The following is a 19,382-nucleotide window of genomic DNA, read 5'->3' on the forward strand; positions in this document are numbered from 1 at the left end:
ACCCATGGCATCGACCCGGCTCGGCCGAGGACGGCACGCCGCGCCCGCCCTCTTCCTCGCCCCGTTCCTCCTGCTGTTCACCGCCACCCTGCTCGCCCCGATCGGCTACGCGGTCTGGATGAGCCTGTACCGCGAGCAGGCGGCCTCCGGACTCGGCTTCGGCGGCACCGAGACCCTGTTCGTCGGCATCGACAACTACCTGCGGGCACTCGGCGACGCCGGGTTCCGCCGCGGCTTCGTGCACATCGCCCTGTACTGCCTGGTCTACATCCCGGTGATGGTGGGCGGCGCCCTGGCCCTGGCCCTGCTGGTGGACTCCACGCTGGCCCGCGCCAAGCGGTTCTTCCAGCTGGCCTACTTCCTCCCGCACGCGGTGCCGGGGCTGATCGCCGCGATCGTGTGGGGCTTCCTCTACACCCCCGGGCTCAGCCCCGTGCTCGACTTCCTGTCCGTCTTCGGCGCGGACTGGGACCTGCTCGGGTCCGACGCCGTCGTGTTCTCCATGGCCAACGCCGCCACCTGGCAGTGGATCGGCTACAACATGGTGATCTTCTATGCGGCGCTCCAGGCCGTGCCCCGCGAAACGCTCGAGGCCGCCGTGGTCGACGGAGCGGGCGAGCTGCGCACCGCCTGGTCGGTGAAGCTGCCGATGATCCGCTCCTCGGTCGTCCTGACCACCCTGTTCACCGCCGTCGGCGCGATCCAGCTGTTCAACGAGCCCGAGGTGCTGCGCAGCAGGTCGTCCGCGATCTCCCCCGAGTGGAGCCCGGTGATGTTCATCTACCAGGCCGCCTTCGCCAAGCACGACTACGGTCTGGCCGCCGCGGCCTCGCTGCTGCTCGCCGTCCTCGGCGCCGTGCTCTCCTTCGTCATCACCAAGTTCGGCAACCGCTGGAAGGAGGCGTGAGCATGGCCGTCGACACGCTCCCCGCGACGCCGCCCGCCCCCGCGTCCTCCCCGGACGCGGCACCCCGGCCCCGGCCCGTGAGCAGGTCGTCCTGGTCGTCCCGGGCCGTGGTCAACACCGTGCTGGCGATCGTCGCCGTGTACACCCTGATGCCGCTCAGCTGGCTCCTGGTCAACGCCACCAAGGACAACGGCGATCTGTTCGGCAGCCCCGGCTTCCGGCTCGGCGACTTCAACCTGTTCACCAACATCGCCGGCCTCTTCGCCCACCAGGACGGCGTCTTCGGCCGCTGGCTCCTCAACAGCCTGCTGTACTCGGTGGCCGGCTCCCTCGCCGCCACCCTGATCTCCCTGCTGGCCGGATTCGCCTTCGCGACGTACGTCTTCCCCGGCCGGGAGAAGGTGTACGGCCTGGTCCTGCTCGGCATCCTGGTGCCGCCCACCGTCGTCTCCCTGCCGATGTACCTGCTCGCCTCCGAGGCCGGCCTCGTCAACACCTACTGGGCGGTGCTGATCCCGGGCCTGGTCAACCCCTTCGGCGTGTACCTGGCCAGGGTGTTCGCGGAGGCGTACGTACCGCACGAGACGCTGGAGGCCGCCCGCATGGACGGCGCCGGGGAGTTCCGCGCGTTCCGGTCGGTGGCCCTGCCGATGCTGACCCCGGCCTTCGTGACCATCTTCCTGTTCACCTTCACCGCCAGCTGGAACAACTTCTTCCTGCCCCTGGTGATGCTCAACGACTCGTCCCTCTACCCGGTGGGGCTCGGCCTGTTCAGCTGGAACGCCGTCCTGCCGCAGGAACCCCAGCTGTACGCGCTCGTCGTGACGGGCTCGCTGCTGTCCGTCGTTCCGCTCGCCGTCGCCTTCCTCACGCTGCAACGCCACTGGCGTTCCGGCCTGACCGCGGGAGCCGTCAAGTGACCCCCACGCCCCTCCGCCGCCCCCGCACCGTCCTGGCGATGGACCCGCCCGTCCACGCCGCCCTCTTCGACCGGGCGGCACTCGACCGGCTCACGGCACTCGCCGACACCGATCCCTCGCTCGTCGTCCGCGACTTCGCCGACCCGGCGGTCGCCGGCGCTCTCGCGGAGGCCGAGGCCCTGCTGACCGGCTGGGGCTGTCCGCGCCTGACCGCCGAGGTCCTGGCCCGGATGCCCCGGCTGCGCACCGTCGTCCACGCGGCGGGCTCGGTCAAGCACCATGTCACGGACGCCTGCTGGGAGCGCGGCCTCACCGTCGCCTCGGCGGCCGGGGCCAACGCCGTGCCGGTGGCCGAGTACACGGTCGCCGCGATTCTCTTCTCCGGCAAACGGGTCCTGCACGCCGCGCACGCCTACCGTGAGAAGCGGACCTGGGTGAACGCCCTCGACGTCATCGGCGGCGGCGGCAACCACCGGCACACGGTCGGCGTCGTCGGCGCCTCCCGCATCGGCCGCCGGGTCGTCGAACTGCTGCGCCCGTACGACATGCGCGTCCTGCTCCACGACCCGTACGTCGACGAGGACCGGGTGCGGGAGCTGGGCGCGCGTCCGGTCCCGCTGGACGTGCTCGCGGCGCGCAGCGACACCGTGACGATCCACGCCCCCGAACTGCCGGAGACACGGCGCCTGTTCGACCGGCGCCGGCTGGCCCTTCTGCGGGACGGCGCGACGCTGATCAACACCGCCCGCGGCTCGCTCGTCGACACCGCCGCGCTCACGGAGGAACTGGTCTGCGGGCGGCTCAACGCCGTGCTGGACGTCACCGACCCCGAGATCCTCCCGCCCGACTCCCCCCTGTACGACCTGCCGAACGTGCTGCTCACCCCGCACATCGCGGGCTCCCTCGGCAACGAGCTCGGCCGCATGGCCCATGCCGCGCTGGACGAGCTGGAGCGCTACGTCAGCGGGGTGCCGTACGCGGATCCGGTCCACCCGGAGCAGCTCACGCGCTCGGCGTGACCCCGAACAGGGGCGGGGGGACGGCGTCATAGTGGCCGAGTGGGCGCGTGACGTCCACGGCCTGTGACCGGCCATCCGATCCCCTCCCCCTGTACAGGAGAGCGAAGACAGTATGAGTACGAGCCAGCCGACCGTCACCGCGTTCGCCGTCTACCCCGTGGCGGGCCGCGACTGCATGGAGCTGAACCTCTCCGGCGCCCATGGCCCCTACTTCACCCGCAACGTCGTCGTCCTGACGGACTCCGAGGGGCGCACGGGCCTCGGCGAGGTGCCCGGCGGGGAGAAGATCACGCAGACCCTGCGGGACGCCGAGCCGCTGGTGGTCGGCGCGACGGTGGGGGACCACAAGCGTGTGCTGCGCGCGATCGCGGACCGCTTCGCCGACCGCGACGCGGGCGGACGCGGTGCGCAGACCTTCGATCTGCGCACCACCGTCCACGCGGTCACCGCCGTCGAGTCGGCCCTGCTGGACCTGCTGGGCCAGCACCTGGACGTGCCGGTCGCGGCGCTCCTCGGGGACGGTCAGCAGCGCGACTCGGTACGGGTGCTGGGCTACCTCTTCTACGTCGGCGACCCCGACCGCACCGACCTGGAGTACGTCCGCGAACCGGACGCGGACACCGACTGGTACCGGATCCGGCACGAGGAGGCCCTCACACCCGAGGCGATCGTCCGTCAGGCCGAGGCCACCCACGAGCTGTACGGGTTCCGCGACTTCAAACTGAAGGGCGGCGTCCTGGACGGGGCGGAGGAGGTCGAGGCCGTGCGCGCGCTGAAGGGCCGCTTCCCCGAGGCGCGGGTCACCCTCGATCCGAACGGCGCCTGGTCGCTGCGCGAGGCCGTCGAGCTGTGCGAGCCGCTGGTCGGCACGCTGGCCTACGCCGAGGACCCCTGCGGGGCCGAGGGCGGCTACTCCGGGCGGGAGGTCCTCGCCGAGTTCCGCCGCGCGACCGGTCTGCCGACGGCGACCAACATGGTGGCCACCGACTGGCGGCAGCTGACCCACGCGCTCGCCCTTCAGTCGGTCTCCATCCCGCTGGCCGACCCGCACTTCTGGACGATGCAGGGCTCGGTGCGCGTGGCGCAGCTGTGCAACGCGACGGGACTGACCTGGGGCTGCCACTCCAACAACCACTTCGACATCTCGCTGGCCATGGTCACGCACTGCGGGGCCGCGGCGCCCGGCGCGTACAACGCGCTGGACACCCACTGGATATGGCAGGAGGGTCTGGAGCGGCTCACCCTCGCGCCGCCCCGCATCGCCGACGGTGAGATCGCCGTCCCCGACGCCCCCGGCCTCGGCGTACGCCTCGACAGGGACCGCCTCCTCGCCGCCCACGAGCTGTACCTGGCCAAGGCCCTGGGGGCCCGGGACGACGCGGCCGGCATGCAGTATCTGATCCCCGGCTGGCGGTTCGACGCGAAGCGGCCCTGCCTGGTGCGGTAGCGCGGAAACTCGACGGGCGGGCGCTGCGTGGCTGAGCGTGCGGTGCCGCGCAGCCGAGCGGGCTCGGCGTCACGGTGTCGTGCGCCGGTGGCCGGGACGGGGCGGCCGTGCCCGGCGACGCCGGGCGAGGTCCCCGGCCGCCTCCGGCCAGGTCGGGTGGGTGAAGGCGAAGCCCGCGTCGAGCAGCCGGCCGGGGACGACTCGTCGGCTCTTGAGCAGCAGTTCCGTGTCCGATCGCAGCGCGAGGGCGCCCACCTCGGCCATCCAGCGGGTCGCGGGCAGCCCCACCGGTACGCGCCAGGCCGAGCGCAGGGCGCGCATGAACGCGCGCTGCGGGAGCGGCTCGGGGGCGGCGAGGTTCACCGGGCCGGTGAGATCGTCCCGGTCGATCAGGAACTCCACCGCGCGGACGAAGTCGTGGTCGTGGATCCATGACACGAACTGCGCTCCGCCCGCGACCGGGCCGCCGAGCCCGAGGCGGGCCAGCCACGACAGGACGTCGAAGACACCGCCCCGGTCGGGACTCATCACCATGGCGGAGCGCAGGGCGACCTTGCGGGTGTACGGCGTGAGGGCCTGCTCCTGCTCGCGCTCCCAGGCCGTGGCGATGTCCACGCTGCGGGACCAGTAGCCCGGCACGTCGGGCTCCGCTCCGCCGATCACGCCGGTGCGCTCGTCGTGGGGCGCGTCGAAGCGGTGGGCGTAGACGGTGGCGGTGCTCATCTGGAGCCAGACCTTCGGAGGGCGGGCCGCCGCGCCGATCGCCTCCCCCACCGCCCGGGTGGAGAGCACCCGCGAGTCCATCATCTCCCGGAGGTTCTCCGCGGTGTAGCGGCAGCTGACGCTGCGGCCGGCCAGGTTGACGACGACGTCGCTGCCGTCGATCGCCTGCGTCCACGGCCCCGGGTTCCTGCCGTCCCACCGCATCTGCCCCGGCCCGGCCGGCCGCCGCGTCAGCACCACGACCTCGTGCCCGGCCGCGGTCAGCGCGCGGTTCAGCACGGCCCCCACCTGCCCGGTGCCGCCCGGTATCACGATCTTCATGTGCCCCTCCCCCTCTGTTCGGGGCACACCCTACAGGAAATTGAACATGTTCAAACGCGGGGACGGCCCCGGCGCGCCCGGGCGGCTTGACCTTGACACCGTGGCAACCTCTTCACTGGGGCCTCGGAGGTGGTCCCCGATGGTCCCCGTGAACACATCGAACGAGGGCGCGCACACGGTGCCCGTCCAGCGGCTCGCGCACGGCAGCGCGTCCGTGCGGCTGCGGGCGGCGCTGGCGGTCGGCACGGCGCCGGATCCCCGGTTCGTCGAGGCACTCGTCGGTCGGTGCGCGGTGGAGCCGGACTTCCAGGTGCGCGAGATGCTGACGTGGGCGCTCGTCCGCCACCCGTCGTCGGTCACGGTCCCGAGACTCGTCGACGAACTCGGCGTGCCCGGCGCACAGGCGCGGAGCCAGGCCCTGCACACGCTGTCCAAGATCGGTGACCGGCGGGCATGGCCGGCGATCACCCGGGAGTTGCTGACCGACGCCGACGACGAGGTGGCACGCAGCGCGTGGCGGGCCGCGACCGCCCTCGTGCCCGAGGACGAGAAGGCACGGCTGGCCGGCGTCCTGGCGACGCAGTTCGGCCGCGGCGGGCGGGAGACGCAGCTCAGTCTCAGCCGGGCGCTGATCGCGCTCGGCGAGCGGGCGACCGGGCCGGTCCTGCGGGCCGCGGCGACGGATCCGCTGCCTGGCGTGCGCCGGCACGCGCTCGCGACGGAACACCTGCTGCGCGACCCGGACGCCGGGTTCGAGTTCGCCGTCGAGGAGGCGAAGCGCATCGTGGCCCTAGGCTGAGCGGCCGGAAGGGGTGACACGGGGTGTTGATCGGTGAGGTGGCACGGCGGTCCGGGGTCAGCGCCCGCATGCTCCGGCACTACGAGACGCTCGGCCTGCTGCGGCCGACGGGTCGCACCGGGACCGGCTACCGGGAGTACTCCGAGGCCGACGTCCAGCGGATCTTCCACATCGAGAGCCTGCGGTCGCTGGGCCTGTCGCTGCGTGACGTCGGACGCGCCCTGGACGATCCCGCCTTCACGCCGTCGCAACTCGTCGGCGACCTCATCCGCCGCACGCGTGAACGCATCGCGGCGCAGACGGAACTGCTCACGCGGCTGCGCCGGATCGGTGCCGCGGAACCCGCCGACTGGGCGGACGTCCTGCACACCGTCGCCCTCCTCCAGGCCCTCGGTTCGGACAGCGCCGGGAGGCGGCAGCGTGCGGCGCTGACCGCGGCGGAGGAGGTGCCGGTGGAGGCTTGGTGGAGGCGGCGCTGAGGGAGACGGACCCGAACGTCGCGGGCGCGCTGCGGTGGGCACTGGCGCAGTCGGGGGATGCCGCGCTGCCGCTGCTCGCGGACGGGCTGGGGTCGGCGCGTGCGGCGGTGCGCGAGCGTGCCGTGCGGGCCGTCGCGGAGTCGCCGCACGCGCGGGCGACCGCCCTGCTGCGGGACGCCCTCTCGAGCCCCGACGCCGTCGTGCGCAGATGGGCGGCCCTGGCGCTCGGGGCGCGCGGGGTGGAGGACGCGATCCCGACGCTCATCGACATGGTCGCCGAGGCGGCCAACGACGTCGACGCGGCCGATGCGCTCAGCGCGCTGGCGGCCGATCCGCCCCGGGCCGACCGGATCGCCGCCGGTCTCGTCGACCGCTTGGCCCGCGACGGCTCGGACGCCACCGTGCGCGGACGGCTCGCCCAGGCGCTGGCGGGTGTTCCCGGCCCGGTGGCGTCCCGTGCGCTCACGGACCTGGCCGACGACGAGGACCGGGCCGTCGCCCTGACCGCGACGTACGTCCTCACACTGCGGGACGAACGGTGACCGGCGCCCCGGACGCCGTGACGACCGCGTTCGCCTGAGCGGCCCGCGGGTCTCCGGCCGGACTCGTCAGACGGCGTCCCGGACCTGGGTGCGCCGGTCGCCCGGCGCCTTGGCGCGGTCCGCCTCGTCGCGCACGAGCCAGGACAGCAACGAGGCCACGGTCAGCCCGGCCTCGGCGGGATGGCGCAGCACCTTGCCGGGGTCGATCCGGTAGGTGTTGGTGCGTCCCTCACGGGTGTGCGACAGGTAGCCGTCCCGCTCCAGGTCCGCGATGATCTTCTGGACGGCGCGTTCGGTGAGCCGGCAGTGCGCGGCGATCTCCCGGATGCGAACGCTGTGATTGTCGGCGATAGCTGCCAGCACCCGGGCGTGGTTGGTCAGGAACGTCCATCCGGTGTGTGGCTCGGGCACTCCATCCATGGTCCAACTCTACCGACCCGCCATTCATGCATCCAAAAACACGTACTACATTTCATGTATCGGTTGACGTGTGTAGTGCGGGGAGGCGAGTCTGGGATGGAGTCGGACCGTCGGGCGAAGGAGATCACGGCCATGCCGCAGCCGACGCACTCTGCGCGGCCGCACAGTGGGGTGGCCCCCGGATGCGCGGAGGGTGGCGGTGAGCCGTCGGACGTGCCGCCCTGCCTGGTGAGCTTCGACGCCGCACCGCACGGCGACCGAGTGCTCTTGACGCTGCGGGGCGAACTCGACCTCGGGGTCCAGCGGATCGCGGACGAGCTGCACGAGGCGCTGCGGAGTTCGGGCAGCGGACTCGACCTGGACCTCGCCGCGGTCGGGTTCTGCGACTGCTCCGGCCTGAACCTCCTGCTCGATCTCCGCCGGCAGGCCCTGCGGCAGGGCAAGACCGTCGCCCTGCGCGCCTGCGGCTCCGCCGTCGAGCGTCTGCTGCACCTGACCGGCGCCCAGGACCTGTTCGCGCGCCCCGCTTCGGAGGCTTCCGGCGACGACCACGAACCGGGGCCGCCCGGCGACGACGGCCCCGACCTGCGCAGCGAAGTCGCCCAGCTGCGGCAGGCGATGCGCTCGCGTCCGACCATCGACCTGGCCCGCGGCATCCTGATGGCGTCGTTCAACCTCAGCCCCGAGGCGGCCTGGAGCGTGCTCGTGACGACCTCCCAGAACACCAACACCAAGCTGCACCGGCTGGCGGACATCCTGGTGGGCACGGTTCAGGGCACCACCGTGCCGCAGACGGTCCAGCGGCAACTGCGGGCCGCCGTCGCCCGTACGGACACGGCTCGGCCGTCCCCGGAGGCCGGCCGACCGGAACCGCCGGCCGCTTGCTCACCACTCCCGACGGCGGCCGGCGCACCCGAGCACGTACTCGCCGGCCTGCGCTGACCGGCTCGTCACCGACAGGCTCGGCGCGGCGCCCTCCGGACCCGGACCCCGGAGCGCCGAGGGCGGCGGTCAGTACTCCGGTTTGATCTTCGAGGACAGGAAGAACAGCCCTGCCGTCGCCGCGATGAGGACTCCGGCCAGTTCCTCGTAGCCCTGGAAGTAGGCGACGGGGACGGCGACGGCGCAGGCCGTGCCGATCAGGTCGACGACACGCCCGAGGAGCCGCCGGAGCGTGCCCGGCGGCTCCGGGTCGTGGGGGCCGGCCGGATTCACCCAGTAGGGGAACGGGCCCGGCCGGGGTTTCCATCCCTCCTCCCTGAGCCGCAGGAACTCCGGGTGCCGGCGGGCGTGGCTCGAGCGGCGGGGTGCCAGACGGCTCCAGGGCAGCCGGCCGGATCCGATGGCGAGCCAGGCGACGGCCGGCAGGCAGGCGACGGCCGCCCAGACGGCCGCGGCCGTGCGCTCCCCGGCGGAGGCCGGCAGGATACCGAGCAGCCGGTCCAGGAGACCGCTCGCGGCGTAGGCGATCAGCGCGGCCACGGCGAGCACCGCACCGGTCCGCTCGATCCGGTGTCCGGTGTGGCAGCGGGCGCAGCGGGGCACATGGACGACTTCCTCGCGCCATGTGGTGCGCAGGACGACGATCCAGGGGGTCATGGACGTCTCGGCGTCGCGGTGCAGCCCGAGAACGCGGTCGTGCCACGACGCCGGGGCCGCCTCCCCGCAGAACCAGCACTCCCGCACCACGAGTCCTCCTCCACCACGGCCGGTTCGCTCGGCATGTCCGGCGGGCCGCACGGCGGGCCGTTGGGTTCCCGTCCGCGTCGGCCCCGCCCTGGGATGGTGCCCGGTTTCCGGGCGGCAGCCTAGCGGCTGGAGCCGTCCTGCTCGCCCGGGACCACCAGGCCCGATTCGTAGGCGAAGACGACCGCCTGGGCGCGGTCGCGCAGGTCGAGCTTGGTCAGGACGCGGCTCACATGCGTCTTCACCGTCTGCTCGGCCAGCACCAGGGTCCCGGCGATCTCCGCGTTGGACCGGCCGCGGGCCACCAGGGTGAGGACCTCCGTCTCGCGTTCGGTCAGGGCCTTCAGCCGCAGCGCGGGCTTGCCGCGGACGGGACGCTGCCGGGCGAAGTCCGCGATGAGGCGGCGCGTCACGGAGGGTGCGAGCAGCGCGTCGCCCGAGGCCACGACGCGTACCGCGGCGATGAGGTCGGCCGGCGGCGCGTCCTTCAGCAGGAACCCGCTGGCGCCCGCCCGCAGCGCTTCGTAGACGTAGTCGTCGACGTCGAAGGTGGTGAGCATCAGCACCCGCGGCAGATGGGTCACGCCCGGCGGGGGCGCGAGGAGGCGGCGTGCGGCCTCCAGCCCGTCCATCTCGGGCATGCGGACGTCCATCAGCACCACGTCGGGGCGGGTGCGCCGGCTCAGCTCGACGCCCTGCGCGCCGTCGGGGGCCTCCCCCACCACGTCGATGTCGCTCTGGGCGGCCAGCAGCGCGGCGAAGCCCGCCCGCACCATGGCCTGGTCGTCGACGATGATGACGCGCGTCGTCACGTGAAGTCCCTTTCGGTCAGGGGGAGTCGGGCGGCAACCCGGTAGCCGCCGTCCGGCAGCGGTCCCGCGTCGAGGGTGCCGCCGGCGAGCCGCACCCGCTCGCGCATGCCGACCAGGCCGTGTCCGGTGCCGTCCGGTTCGAGCGGTGCGACGGGCGGCTCGGGCGGCGCGCCGTTGACGACGAGGACGGTGAGCCATTCGCCGGCCGGCTCGCCCTCCCGCGCGGCGGACTTCGCGACCGAGACCTGTGCCGGAGCGCCCGGCGCGTGCCGTACGACGTTCGCGAGGGCCTCCTGGACGATGCGGTACGCCGACAGGCCCACCGCCTCGGGCACCTCGGCGTCGCAGGGGGCGAACTCCACCGGCACGCCCGCCCTGGCCGTCGCGTCGACCAGCTGCCCGATCCGCGTCAGGCCGGGCTGGGGGGCGAGTTCGCCGTGCGGTGCCTCCTCGTTGCGCAGCACGCCGAGCAGGCGGCGCATCTCGCCGAGCGACTCGCGGGCGGTCGCCGCGATGGACGTGAACTCGGCCTGCGCGTCCGGCGGCAGCCCGTCGAGGCGGTACACCGCGGTGTCGGCCTGCACCGTGATGACGGACATGTGGTGCGCCACCACGTCGTGCAGTTCGCGTGCGATGCGGGCGCGTTCCTCCAGCAGGGTCCGCCGTCCGCGTTCGGCCTCGCTGATCGTCTCCTGTTCGGCCAGCCTGCGCTGGACCTCGTACCGCTCGCGGAGCGCACCGCCGAGGAGGAGGACGACGCCGCCGAGAATGGTGAGCAGCGCGCTGGTGCCGCCCGTGCCGTCCGGCGCGACGAACGCCAGGCCGACCTCGGCCGCCGCCGTCGCCAGCCACACCAGCAGCAGCGTCCGGCGCGACTCGCGCAGGCCGAGGGCGAGGCAGAGGCCGGTGTACCCGACGATCTCCATGGGCGGGAACGGCCAGGTGCGGCCCGCCTCGAGGTCGACGGTGAGCAGGGCGAGCGCCCCGGCCACGTCCGCCGCGAAGATCACGTACCAGGCCTGCAACGGGCGGACGACGGCGAGCAGGAGCGGTGCCGTCTGCGCGACGGCCAGGGCGCTCGCGACGCCGCCGCCGAGGCCGTAGTCGGTGCTGAGCACGTGGAGGGTGGTGGGCAGCAGGGCGACGCACAGCACGAACGCCACGCACCACGGCAGCAGCCGCACCCACCGGCGGGACGCCCCCGCGAGCAGGGCGCGCGGGGGCGGCTCGTCCAGTGACGTCATGGGCTCCAGCTTAGGTGTGACCGAGACCGGGTCAGGGGACGTGCGACCGCGGGGCGGCCCACAGCGTCCGTGGTGCCGGGGCCGGGGGCCCGGTTCGCTCATGTCGCCAGCGCGAACCAGGCGAAGCCCGCCGCCAGTACGCCGGCCGCCACGCGCCGGGCCGTGCCGGTGCGGTTCCACGGGGTCTCCAGGGGCCGGGCGGCCTTCGCGAGCGCCAGGAGCAGTCCCGCGAGCAGCGGCATCCAGGCCATGCGCGCCAGGATCCATCCGGCTGTGTCCGGCGCCGTGGTCAGTCCCGGGATCTCGCCGAGGTGGGCGGCGGGTACGGCGGCGGCGAGCATCGCCGTCTGGTGCCAGCACAGGATCGTCATCGCCGACAGGTTGACGGCCACCACCGGCGCCCACAGGGCGGGGCGGCCGAGCAGCCGGGCCAGCCGGTCGCGCAGCAGGATCGCCGCACCGGACTGGGCCGCCGCGAGCGCCAGGACCAGCAGGGACGGCGGGTGCGAGTTGGTACGGGACGCGCCGGGCACGCCCACGATCGACACCGGGTAGTGGAAGGCGAGCAGCAGGGTGGCGAACAGGGCCGCGCCGCCCGACAGCAGCAGCCACGCCTCGCGGCGGCCCAGCCGCCCGTCCGCCCAGGACACCCCCAGTTGGTAGGCGAACATCCAGCCCGGGAGCAGATTGAGCACACTCACCCAGGGCGGCACCGCGTCCGCGTACGGCCCGTAGCGCAGGAAGTCGACCACCGCCACCGACCCGAGCAGCGGGGCCGCGGCCCAGCGGCCGAGGCGCCGCGAGGCGCGGACGCAGTACGGCGTGAGGGCGGTGATCACGGCGTAGACGCCGACGAACCACAGGGGCTGGACGACCAGGGTCGAGGCGGTGTGCAGGGTGGCGGTCGGGACGCCGAGGCCGTGGTGGAGGGCGGGCAGCAGCGCCCATACGGCGCTGACGCCGACGACCGGGCGGCCGAGGCGGGCGAGCCGGCCGGCGGTCCACGCGCGGGCCGAGCCCGTGCGGCGCCGGTAGGAGAGGTACGAGGAGTAGCCGCCGACCAGGAAGAAGATGCCCAGCATCTGGAGGATCCAGCCGGCCGGGGCGAGTGCGCCGAAGGTGGCCAGCGGGCTGGCGTTGTGCAGGCCGCCACCGGCGTCGAGGGTGAAGCCGCCGAGCAGCCAGTGGCCGGTGGGAACGGACAGCAGCGCAAGCGCGCGCAAGCCGTCGACGGCGCGGTCGCGGTGGGCGGGGGTGCGGGCGTCGATCTCGGCGGTGCGTTGCCTCAGCTTCCTGAACTTCGTGGACTTCATGGGCTTCGTGGAGGTCATGGACTTCACGGACTTCGTGGAGTCCGTGAAGTCCGTGGAGTTCGTGGAGTTCGTGGAGTTCGCGAGCTGAGGAAGCTTCCTCCGTGTCGGCGTCGTGGGGGCGCTCATCGGTGCCCTCCCCCGGCGATCGCCGCGAACGCGGTCAGGGTGGAGGTGCCCGGGGTGAAGTACGCGCCGTGGGACGGGACGTCGGCGGCGGGCAGGACCGTCGCGCCGAAGCCGGGCGAGGTGGGGTCCGCGCCGTGGCCCAGGCCCAGGAACTCGACGTGCGGGACGCGGTCGACCCAGTCGTCCGGGGACTTGGCGGCCCAGACGCGGGCGTCGGTGCCGAGTGCGGTGACGTCGTCGGCGCGCATGCCGGGCGAACCCAGGGCGACGATGTCGCTCGCGTCGGTGTCCGAGGCGGCGAGGCCGCAGACCACCGAGCCGTAGCTGTGGCAGAAGAGCGCGGGGGCGGGGAGGCCGGCCGCGTCCAGTCCGTCGGTGAACCGGGTGAGACGCTCGGCGCCGGCTTCGGCGAGCCCGCCGGTCGCCGCGTCGAGGCCGATGCCGGAGGGGGTGGTGTAGCCGGCCCAGGCGATGACGGCCGTGTCGTCGCCCGCCTCCGCCTGGAGGTCGGCGGCCCACTGTGCCGTACGGTCGGACGTCGCGAGGTCGATGTCCGAGCCGGGGACGATCACCGAGACGTGCCGGGCGTTCTCCAGGTCGCCCACGACCCGGGCGATCAGGCCGCGGCCGCGCGGGTCGTACGCCAGGACCTGGTGGCCCGCGGAGGCGTTGGCCGCGTAGCGCAGGCGCACGGGGGCGCCGTCGAGGTTGCCGACCACGGTGGGGTGGTCCTCGGCCAGTCGCTGCCGCTGGGTCTCGGTCAGGCCGGCGAAGAAGGCGGCCACCTCGGACGGGGTGGCCGTGGCGGGGTCCGGCGGCCGCCGGCCCGGGGAGTCGTCCGCCAGCCAGGCGGCGGTGCCGGGAAGCGGACCGCGCGGCGTGACCCCGGCTCCCGCCGAGGTCCAGCCCGCCGTGCTGCCCGCCAGCAGTGTGGCCAGTACGGCGGCGGCCAGCGTCTTCCTGAAGCGGCGCATCCGTGCGCCTCCCTCCGTCGCGTCCGTGATGACGGCGAGGAAGGTAGGAAGGCGCTGGACGTCGGGGCGTCACACCGGGGAGCCAAGTCGGAATTGATACCCCGGTAGGGGGTGGCTCAGGGGCCACCCCCCTGGGGCGCGGAGGGTTTTCCGCCGGTCCGGTGCGCGCGGCCCGCGGCCGGGTCAGGGCGTGGCGGGGACTCCGGCGTGCCGGGCGACCAGTTCGTAGGACCGCAGCCGCTCTTCGAGGGCGTACACGGGGGTGACGAGCATCAGTTCCTGCGCGCCCGTGGTCGCGACGAGGTCCGAGAGCCGCCGCACGACCGTCTCGGGAGTGCCGTGGGCCTGCTGGGCGCGGAAGTGGGCCAGGCCCTGGCGTTCCTCGTCGGTGAAGGAGTGCCCGGCCGCCTGCTCGGGTGAGGGGAACGGGATGTCTCCTCGTCCCTTCAGGAGTCCGGCCTTGACGACGTTCATCGGGCCGGCCAGCCAGGACGCCTCGTCGTCGGTGGGCGCGCACACCGTCTCCACGCAGAGCAAGACGCGTGGGCCGGCGCACCAGCGGGAGGCGGTGAAGCGGGCGCGGTAGTGGTCGATCACGGCGGCGGTGTTGTCGGGGCGGATGTGGTGGGCGACGGCGACCGGCAGACCGAGCCGCGCCGCGAGGCCGGCGCCCGCCGTGCTCGAGGCCAGCAGCCAGGGCTCGGGCAGCGCGCCGAGGCCCGTCACGTCCTCGTGCAGGAACCGCAGGGTCGCCGCCACGTCCTGCCCGTACTCCTCGTCCGTGGTCGGTGCCGCGCCACGGCGCAGCGCCCGTGCCGTCGGCTCGTCGAGTGTGCCCGGGCCGCGGCCGATTCCGAGGTCGACGCGGTCGGGATGCAGTGCCGCGAGGGTGGCGAACTGTTCGGCCAGCATGATCGGTGAGTGGTTGGGGGCGAGCACGCCCCCGGAACCCAGCCGGATGCGGGAGGTGGACGCGGCGGCGTGGGCGATCAGCACGACGGGAGGGAAGGCGCCGATGGCGGGTGAGCGGTGGTGCTCGGCGTACCAGAGTCTGCGGTAGCCCAGCCCCTCGACTCGGCGGGCGAACTCGGTCGTGTCGCGCAGGGTGTCGGCGGCGTGGGTGCCGGACTGAACCATCGCGACTTCCAGCACGGAGAGCGGCACGGCGATCATGTGACCAGTATGGCCGGACAGGCGCGCGGGGAACGGCCGCGGCCGGGCCCGTCCGCGCTCACCGGCCGGAAACCGACCGTCATCGACCCGATCACCGCCTCCGCGACGGGGTTCACGCGCTGGAGCCGGTTCCGGGCCGGTCGGTTCGCGGCGGTGATCGCCCGAAGGCGACCAAGATCGATTGTCAGTGGTGGGTGAGAGGCTGTGAGCAACGAATCGGAAAGAGGGGGAGCCGTCTTGTCCCGGAGCCAGAACTACATCAACCACGTCGCCCTCGTGCTGGACGCCAGTTCGTCCATGTCCCACCTGAGCGGCAAGGTCGTCGATGTCGCCGACCAGCAGATCGAGTATCTCGCCCGTCGCTCCCGGGAGTTGGACCAGGAGACCCGCGTCACGGTGTACGTCTTCGCCAACGAGGTGGAGTGCGTCATCTACGACAAGGACGTGCTGCGGATGCCGTCGCTGAAGCAGCTGTACCGGACCGGCGGGATGACGGCCCTGCTGGCGGCCGCGCTGAAGTCCCAGCATGAACTGGCGCAGACCGCCCAGCTCTACGGCGACCACAGCTTCCTCACCTTCATCCTGACCGACGGTCAGGAGAACGCCAGTCACCGCAGCCGCAGCAAGGACGCCCCCACCCGCAATCAGCGTCAGCTGGTCGACGCCGTGGCCGAGATGATCGAGACCCAGCAGGACAACTGGACGCTGGCCGTCCTCGTGCCGGACCAGATGGGCAAGCGCGAGGCGATGCAGTGCGGTTTCCCGAAGGACAACATCGCCATCTGGGACGCCACCAGCACGCAGGGCCTGCACGAGGCCGGGCAGGTCATCCAGCAGGCCACCGAGAAGTTCATGATCGGCCGCACCAAGGGCATCCGGGGATCGCGGGCGGTGTTCTCCACGGGCGCGGACGCCGTCAACAGCAGCACCATCAAGGCGGCCGGCCTGACTCCTTTGGACCCGTCGGCGTATCAGCTGATCCCGGTGGCCCGTGACGCGGGGATCCGGGAGTGGGTCGTCGAGAGTGGTCACACCTACCGCACGGGCGCGGCGTACTACCAGCTGAGCAAGTCGGAGAAGATCCAGGCCCACAAGCAGATCGCGGTGCTGGAGAAGAAGTCGGACCAGGTGTACACGGGTCCCGAGGCCCGGGCCCTGCTCGGCCTGCCCGACGTGGAGGTCCGCGTCAAGCCCGACCACAACGACGACTTCACGATCTTCGTGCAGAGCACCAGCGTGAACCGGAAGCTCATACCGAACACGCGTCTGCTGCTCATGAGCTGACGCCCCGGCCCCGCCGGCCGCCGACCGGGGCTCCGCCGGTGCCGGCTCCGCGTTACGGTGCGGAGCGACGGTCCCCGCGCCGCACCGGCGCTCGGGGCCGTCGCGCCCCGAGGCCGCCCGCAACGAGGAGACCGACCGTTGGACACCGCCGCGCCGCAGACCACCGGAGACGCCACGTTCTGGCAGGAGCGCCGGACGTGCTTCTTGACCACGCTCCGTCCCGACGGCAGCCCGCACCTCACCCCGGTCGGTGTCACGTACGACCCCGAGACCCGCATCGCCCGCGTCATCACCGACGGTGCCAGCAGGAAGGTGCGCAACATCCGCGCCGCCCTGGCGGCGGGAGCCGAAGCCCGGGTGGCCGTGGCGCAGGTGGACGGCCGGCGCTGGTGCACTCTCGAGGGCCGTGCCGTCATCAGGGACGACGCCGCCTCCGTGGCCGACGCCGAGCGCCGCTACCGCGAGCGGTACCGGACACCGCGGGTGAATCCCCGCCGGGTGGTCATCGAGATCACCGTGACGCGCGCCCTGGGCACGGCGAAGCCGCCGGGCTGGTAGCCGCTGCTTGGTGGTCCCCGAGGAGGAGGTCCCTGAGGGGGTGGTCCCTGAAGTGGTGCTCCCTCGGCGGGGAGGAGTGACGCGGGGGGTGCCGGGAAAACCGAGGTGCCTCCTCGGGTGGCGGTCGGGTAGCGTGCGGAGCATGTCGAGTCCTGAGTCGGACAGGGTGGGGGCTTTCGGTCACGCCGTCAGCCCCCTGAACTCTGCACTTCTGAGCATCTGCGCTCAGAGCGTCTCGGCTCTGAGCGTCTGAACTCCGAGCCCTGAGCTTCCGGCCCTTTCGTCGCACCCCGCTGCGTGGTGCGGAGAGTGCGCCCCGGGGCTGGCCGCGGTGACGAGATGTCCCTCTCGTGCTTCTCCTCGCCTCGGAGTCTTCGATGCCTCTCCCGCTGTACCTGCTTGCCCTGGCCATCTTCGCCATGGGCACCTCGGAGTTCATGCTCGCCGGCCTGTTGCCGGACATCGCCGCGGAGCTCGACGTCACCGTCGGGACCGCGGGCGTGCTCACCTCGGCCTTCGCGGTCGGCATGGTGGCCGGCGCCCCGCTGGTGGCCGCGTTCGCCCGCAACTGGCCCAGGCGCTCCAGCCTTCTGGGCTTCGTCCTCGTCTTCGCGGCGGCACACGTCGTGGGCGCCACCACCACCAGCTTCCCGGTCCTGTGCGCCACCCGGGTCGTCGCCGCGCTCGCGAACGCCGGCTTCCTGGCCGTCGCGCTGACGGCTGCCGCCGCCGTGGTCCCGTCCGACAAGAAGGGACGCGCGCTGGGCGTGCTGCTGTCGGGCTCGACGATGGCCACCGTCGTCGGCGTGCCCGGAGGATCGGTGCTCGGCACGTCCTTCGGCTGGCGGGCCACCTTCTGGGCGGTCGCCGCTGTCTGCCTGCCCGCGGCCCTCGGCATCCTGAAGGGCGACTTCGCCGAACGCGCGGGGAAAGATCAGGCGGCCGGCGGGCCGGCGTTGCGAGCGGAGCTCTCCCAGCTCACCAGGGTGCGGCTGGTCCTGGTCATGCTGCTGGGGGCGCTGGTGAACGCGGCGACGTTCGCGAGCTTCACCTTCCTCGCCCCCGTGGTGACCGACACCGCCGGGCTGGACGAATGGTGGGTCTCCGTCGTGCTGGTGCTCTTCGGTGCCGGTTCCTTCGTCGGCGTCACCGTCGCCGGACGGCTGGCCGACCACCGCCCGGGTGCGGTCCTCGCCGTCGGTGGTCCGCTCCTGCTCCTCGGCTGGCCGGCCCTGGCCGTGCTGGCCGACCAGCCGGTCGCCTTGTTCGGCCTCGCGTTCGTCCAGGGCGCGCTGTCGTTCGCGCTGGGCGGCACGCTGATCACACGGGTCCTCTACGAGGCCGCGGGAGCCCCCACCATGGCCGGCTCGTACGCGACCGCCGCCCTCAACGTCGGCGCCGCCACCGGCCCCCTGATCGCCGCCACCACCCTCGGCACCGCGGCCGGGAACCTCGGACCGTTGTGGGCGAGCGGACTCCTGGTCGCCGTCGCGCTGCTCGTGGCGTTCCCCCTCCGCGCGAACGTCGCCGACGTCGTGGCACGCGGCGCCTAGCGGCTCTCGGGTCGCATGGCGGCGTCGTACACGGTGCGGTAGTCCGGGACGACGACGCGCGAGGACGGTGACGCCTTCTTCACCTCGGTGAGGAAGGCGTCCAGGTCCATCGACGGGTCGCGCACCGGCGAACCGCTCAGCGGGCGCTCGAAGTGGTCCCAGTGGACGGGGACGACCACGCGGGGGGAGCCGAGGGCGCCGAGCAGTCGGGGCACGTAGCGGTAGGTGGCGGTGCTGGAGGGCACGGCCACCATCGCCAGGTCGGGGCGCAGGCCCCGTACCGCCCGCTCGGAGAAGTCGCTGGCGCCCATCAGGAACGCCGACGGGCCGCCGTGCCCGGCCGTCACCTGGAAGGCGAGCGTGTCGCCCTCCGGCAGGTCCGCGATGGTGGCCGGGACGCTCGCGGGCGGCGCGTTGAGCGTGCCCGGGGCGAAGTAGGAGCACTTCCGGTTGCGGCTGTGCAGGCTCGGGACGGCCTCGACGACGATCCCGTCGAAGTCCAGCACCTCGCCGCCCTTCACCACGGAGATCTGCCCGGCGTCGACGCCCAGCGCGACCAGCAGGTGGTAGGTGGTCTCGGTGCCCACGACCCGGGCGCCGGTGGACCTGGCGATGTGCGGCACGTCGGCGAGGTGGTCCCAGTGGGAGTGGCTGACCAGGACGAGTCCGGGGCGGCCGATGTGCGCGTCCACGGCCTCCGGGCTGGACCGCAGCCGGGTGTCCGGGTCGAAGGCGCCGTCGAACAGGCCGGTGGGGAAGCGGGTGAGGTACGGGTCGAAGAGCACGGTCCGGTCACCGACGTCGATGCGCCATCCCGCGGTGCCGAGCCAGCGCAGCGACGCCGTGCCCGAGGCCGGTCCGCCGTCTCGCCGGCGGTCACCGGCCGAGGCGGCCTGAGCGGTCGTGGCCGCGGCCGGGATCAGCGGGGTGGCGGCGCCGAGCGCGGCGCCGCGCAGCACCGTACGGCGGTCGGGACCGTGGTGGGAGGCATCGGCCGCTGGGGTCTTGACATGGGGTTTCCGGGTCATGGGCGTCAGCAGATCAGGACGCGGACCGCCCTGTCCAAGACCTTGATCCGGTCC

At 73.2% G+C, this 19,382-nt stretch carries 18 protein-coding genes and 1 pseudogene; 10 read left to right on the plus strand and 9 right to left on the minus strand.

Annotation, left to right across the window (positions count from 1 at the left end; genetic code table 11):
- Positions 1 to 4 precede the first annotated feature (4 nt).
- The 4 genes from ACZ45Q_RS29485 to ACZ45Q_RS29500 all read left to right on the plus strand — a co-directional run bounded on the left by ACZ45Q_RS29485 (position 5) and on the right by ACZ45Q_RS29500 (position 4,293).
- Positions 5 to 907: a carbohydrate ABC transporter permease gene (locus ACZ45Q_RS29485; protein ID WP_468266853.1), complete on the plus strand. Its 903-nt coding sequence runs from the start codon at positions 5 to 7 to the stop codon at positions 905 to 907.
- Positions 908 to 909: 2 nt separating this feature from the next.
- Entirely contained in the window at positions 910 to 1,827 is a 918-nt protein-coding gene (locus ACZ45Q_RS29490; protein ID WP_468266855.1) for a carbohydrate ABC transporter permease, read from the plus strand.
- A 38-nt stretch (positions 1,828 to 1,865) separates the two neighbouring features.
- Positions 1,866 to 2,846 (plus strand): hydroxyacid dehydrogenase, encoded by a 981-nt coding sequence (locus tag ACZ45Q_RS29495; protein ID WP_468267005.1) that lies wholly within the window; start codon positions 1,866 to 1,868, stop codon positions 2,844 to 2,846.
- Positions 2,847 to 2,958: 112 nt separating this feature from the next.
- Positions 2,959 to 4,293 carry an enolase C-terminal domain-like protein gene (locus ACZ45Q_RS29500; RefSeq protein WP_468266857.1) on the plus strand — a complete coding sequence of 445 codons (1,335 nt, stop codon included), beginning with the start codon at positions 2,959 to 2,961 and terminating at the stop codon, positions 4,291 to 4,293.
- 69 nt (positions 4,294 to 4,362) lie between these two features.
- Here ACZ45Q_RS29500 and ACZ45Q_RS29505 read toward each other — a convergent pair whose 3' ends face one another.
- Positions 4,363 to 5,337, minus strand: coding sequence for an epimerase (locus ACZ45Q_RS29505; RefSeq protein WP_468266859.1), 975 nt, complete (start codon positions 5,335 to 5,337; stop codon positions 4,363 to 4,365).
- A 139-nt stretch (positions 5,338 to 5,476) separates the two neighbouring features.
- On the opposite strand from ACZ45Q_RS29505, the gene ACZ45Q_RS29510 reads away from it, so the two are divergent.
- Positions 5,477 to 6,136, plus strand: coding sequence for a HEAT repeat domain-containing protein (locus ACZ45Q_RS29510; RefSeq protein WP_468266861.1), 660 nt, complete (start codon positions 5,477 to 5,479; stop codon positions 6,134 to 6,136).
- A 23-nt stretch (positions 6,137 to 6,159) separates the two neighbouring features.
- A pseudogene (locus tag ACZ45Q_RS29515) lies at positions 6,160 to 7,157 on the plus strand (HEAT repeat domain-containing protein).
- A gap of 66 nt (positions 7,158 to 7,223) precedes the next feature.
- Here ACZ45Q_RS29515 and ACZ45Q_RS29520 read toward each other — a convergent pair.
- Complete coding sequence (locus ACZ45Q_RS29520; RefSeq protein ID WP_468266863.1) at positions 7,224 to 7,577, minus strand: helix-turn-helix transcriptional regulator; 354 nt, start codon at positions 7,575 to 7,577, stop codon at positions 7,224 to 7,226.
- A gap of 132 nt (positions 7,578 to 7,709) precedes the next feature.
- On the opposite strand from ACZ45Q_RS29520, the gene ACZ45Q_RS29525 reads away from it, so the two are divergent.
- On the plus strand, positions 7,710 to 8,519 hold the full coding sequence (locus ACZ45Q_RS29525; RefSeq protein WP_468266865.1) for an ANTAR domain-containing protein: 810 nt from the start codon (positions 7,710 to 7,712) through the stop codon (positions 8,517 to 8,519).
- A 69-nt stretch (positions 8,520 to 8,588) separates the two neighbouring features.
- On the opposite strand, the gene ACZ45Q_RS29530 is transcribed toward ACZ45Q_RS29525, so the two are convergent.
- The 6 genes from ACZ45Q_RS29530 to ACZ45Q_RS29555 all read right to left on the minus strand — a co-directional run bounded on the left by ACZ45Q_RS29530 (position 8,589) and on the right by ACZ45Q_RS29555 (position 14,905).
- Positions 8,589 to 9,266: a hypothetical protein gene (locus ACZ45Q_RS29530; protein ID WP_468266867.1), complete on the minus strand. Its 678-nt coding sequence runs from the start codon at positions 9,264 to 9,266 to the stop codon at positions 8,589 to 8,591.
- 119 nt (positions 9,267 to 9,385) lie between these two features.
- Entirely contained in the window at positions 9,386 to 10,075 is a 690-nt protein-coding gene (locus ACZ45Q_RS29535; protein ID WP_468266869.1) for a response regulator, read from the minus strand.
- The gene (locus ACZ45Q_RS29540) at positions 10,072 to 11,319 is read right to left on the minus strand and encodes a sensor histidine kinase (protein WP_468266871.1); all 1,248 of its coding nucleotides are present in this window, start codon (positions 11,317 to 11,319) and stop codon (positions 10,072 to 10,074) included. The genes ACZ45Q_RS29535 and ACZ45Q_RS29540 overlap by 4 nt, the downstream gene beginning before the upstream one ends.
- A gap of 98 nt (positions 11,320 to 11,417) precedes the next feature.
- A complete protein-coding gene (locus ACZ45Q_RS29545; RefSeq protein ID WP_468266873.1) occupies positions 11,418 to 12,632 on the minus strand; it encodes an acyltransferase family protein in 1,215 nt (404 codons plus the stop codon).
- A 122-nt stretch (positions 12,633 to 12,754) separates the two neighbouring features.
- Positions 12,755 to 13,732, minus strand: a complete 978-nt coding sequence (locus tag ACZ45Q_RS29550) for an alpha/beta hydrolase (RefSeq protein ID WP_468266875.1) — start codon at positions 13,730 to 13,732, stop codon at positions 12,755 to 12,757.
- 183 nt (positions 13,733 to 13,915) lie between these two features.
- On the minus strand, positions 13,916 to 14,905 hold the full coding sequence (locus tag ACZ45Q_RS29555) for an LLM class flavin-dependent oxidoreductase (protein ID WP_468266877.1): 990 nt from the start codon (positions 14,903 to 14,905) through the stop codon (positions 13,916 to 13,918).
- A gap of 237 nt (positions 14,906 to 15,142) precedes the next feature.
- Here ACZ45Q_RS29555 and ACZ45Q_RS29560 point away from each other — a divergent pair, with 237 nt between their 5' ends.
- The 3 genes from ACZ45Q_RS29560 to ACZ45Q_RS29570 all read left to right on the plus strand — a co-directional run bounded on the left by ACZ45Q_RS29560 (position 15,143) and on the right by ACZ45Q_RS29570 (position 18,300).
- Positions 15,143 to 16,189: a vWA domain-containing protein gene (locus ACZ45Q_RS29560; protein WP_468266879.1), complete on the plus strand. Its 1,047-nt coding sequence runs from the start codon at positions 15,143 to 15,145 to the stop codon at positions 16,187 to 16,189.
- A gap of 138 nt (positions 16,190 to 16,327) precedes the next feature.
- Positions 16,328 to 16,747 (plus strand): TIGR03618 family F420-dependent PPOX class oxidoreductase, encoded by a 420-nt coding sequence (locus tag ACZ45Q_RS29565; RefSeq protein ID WP_468266881.1) that lies wholly within the window; start codon positions 16,328 to 16,330, stop codon positions 16,745 to 16,747.
- A gap of 377 nt (positions 16,748 to 17,124) precedes the next feature.
- Positions 17,125 to 18,300, plus strand: a complete 1,176-nt coding sequence (locus ACZ45Q_RS29570; RefSeq protein ID WP_468266883.1) for a Cmx/CmrA family chloramphenicol efflux MFS transporter — start codon at positions 17,125 to 17,127, stop codon at positions 18,298 to 18,300.
- Here the strand turns inward: ACZ45Q_RS29570 and ACZ45Q_RS29575 are convergent.
- The gene (locus ACZ45Q_RS29575) at positions 18,297 to 19,328 is read right to left on the minus strand and encodes an MBL fold metallo-hydrolase (protein ID WP_468266885.1); all 1,032 of its coding nucleotides are present in this window, start codon (positions 19,326 to 19,328) and stop codon (positions 18,297 to 18,299) included. The genes ACZ45Q_RS29570 and ACZ45Q_RS29575 overlap by 4 nt on opposite strands.
- Between the last annotated feature and the right edge of the window lie 54 nt (positions 19,329 to 19,382).

The sequence above is a fragment of the Streptomyces sp. NPDC031049 genome, assembly GCF_055571015.1.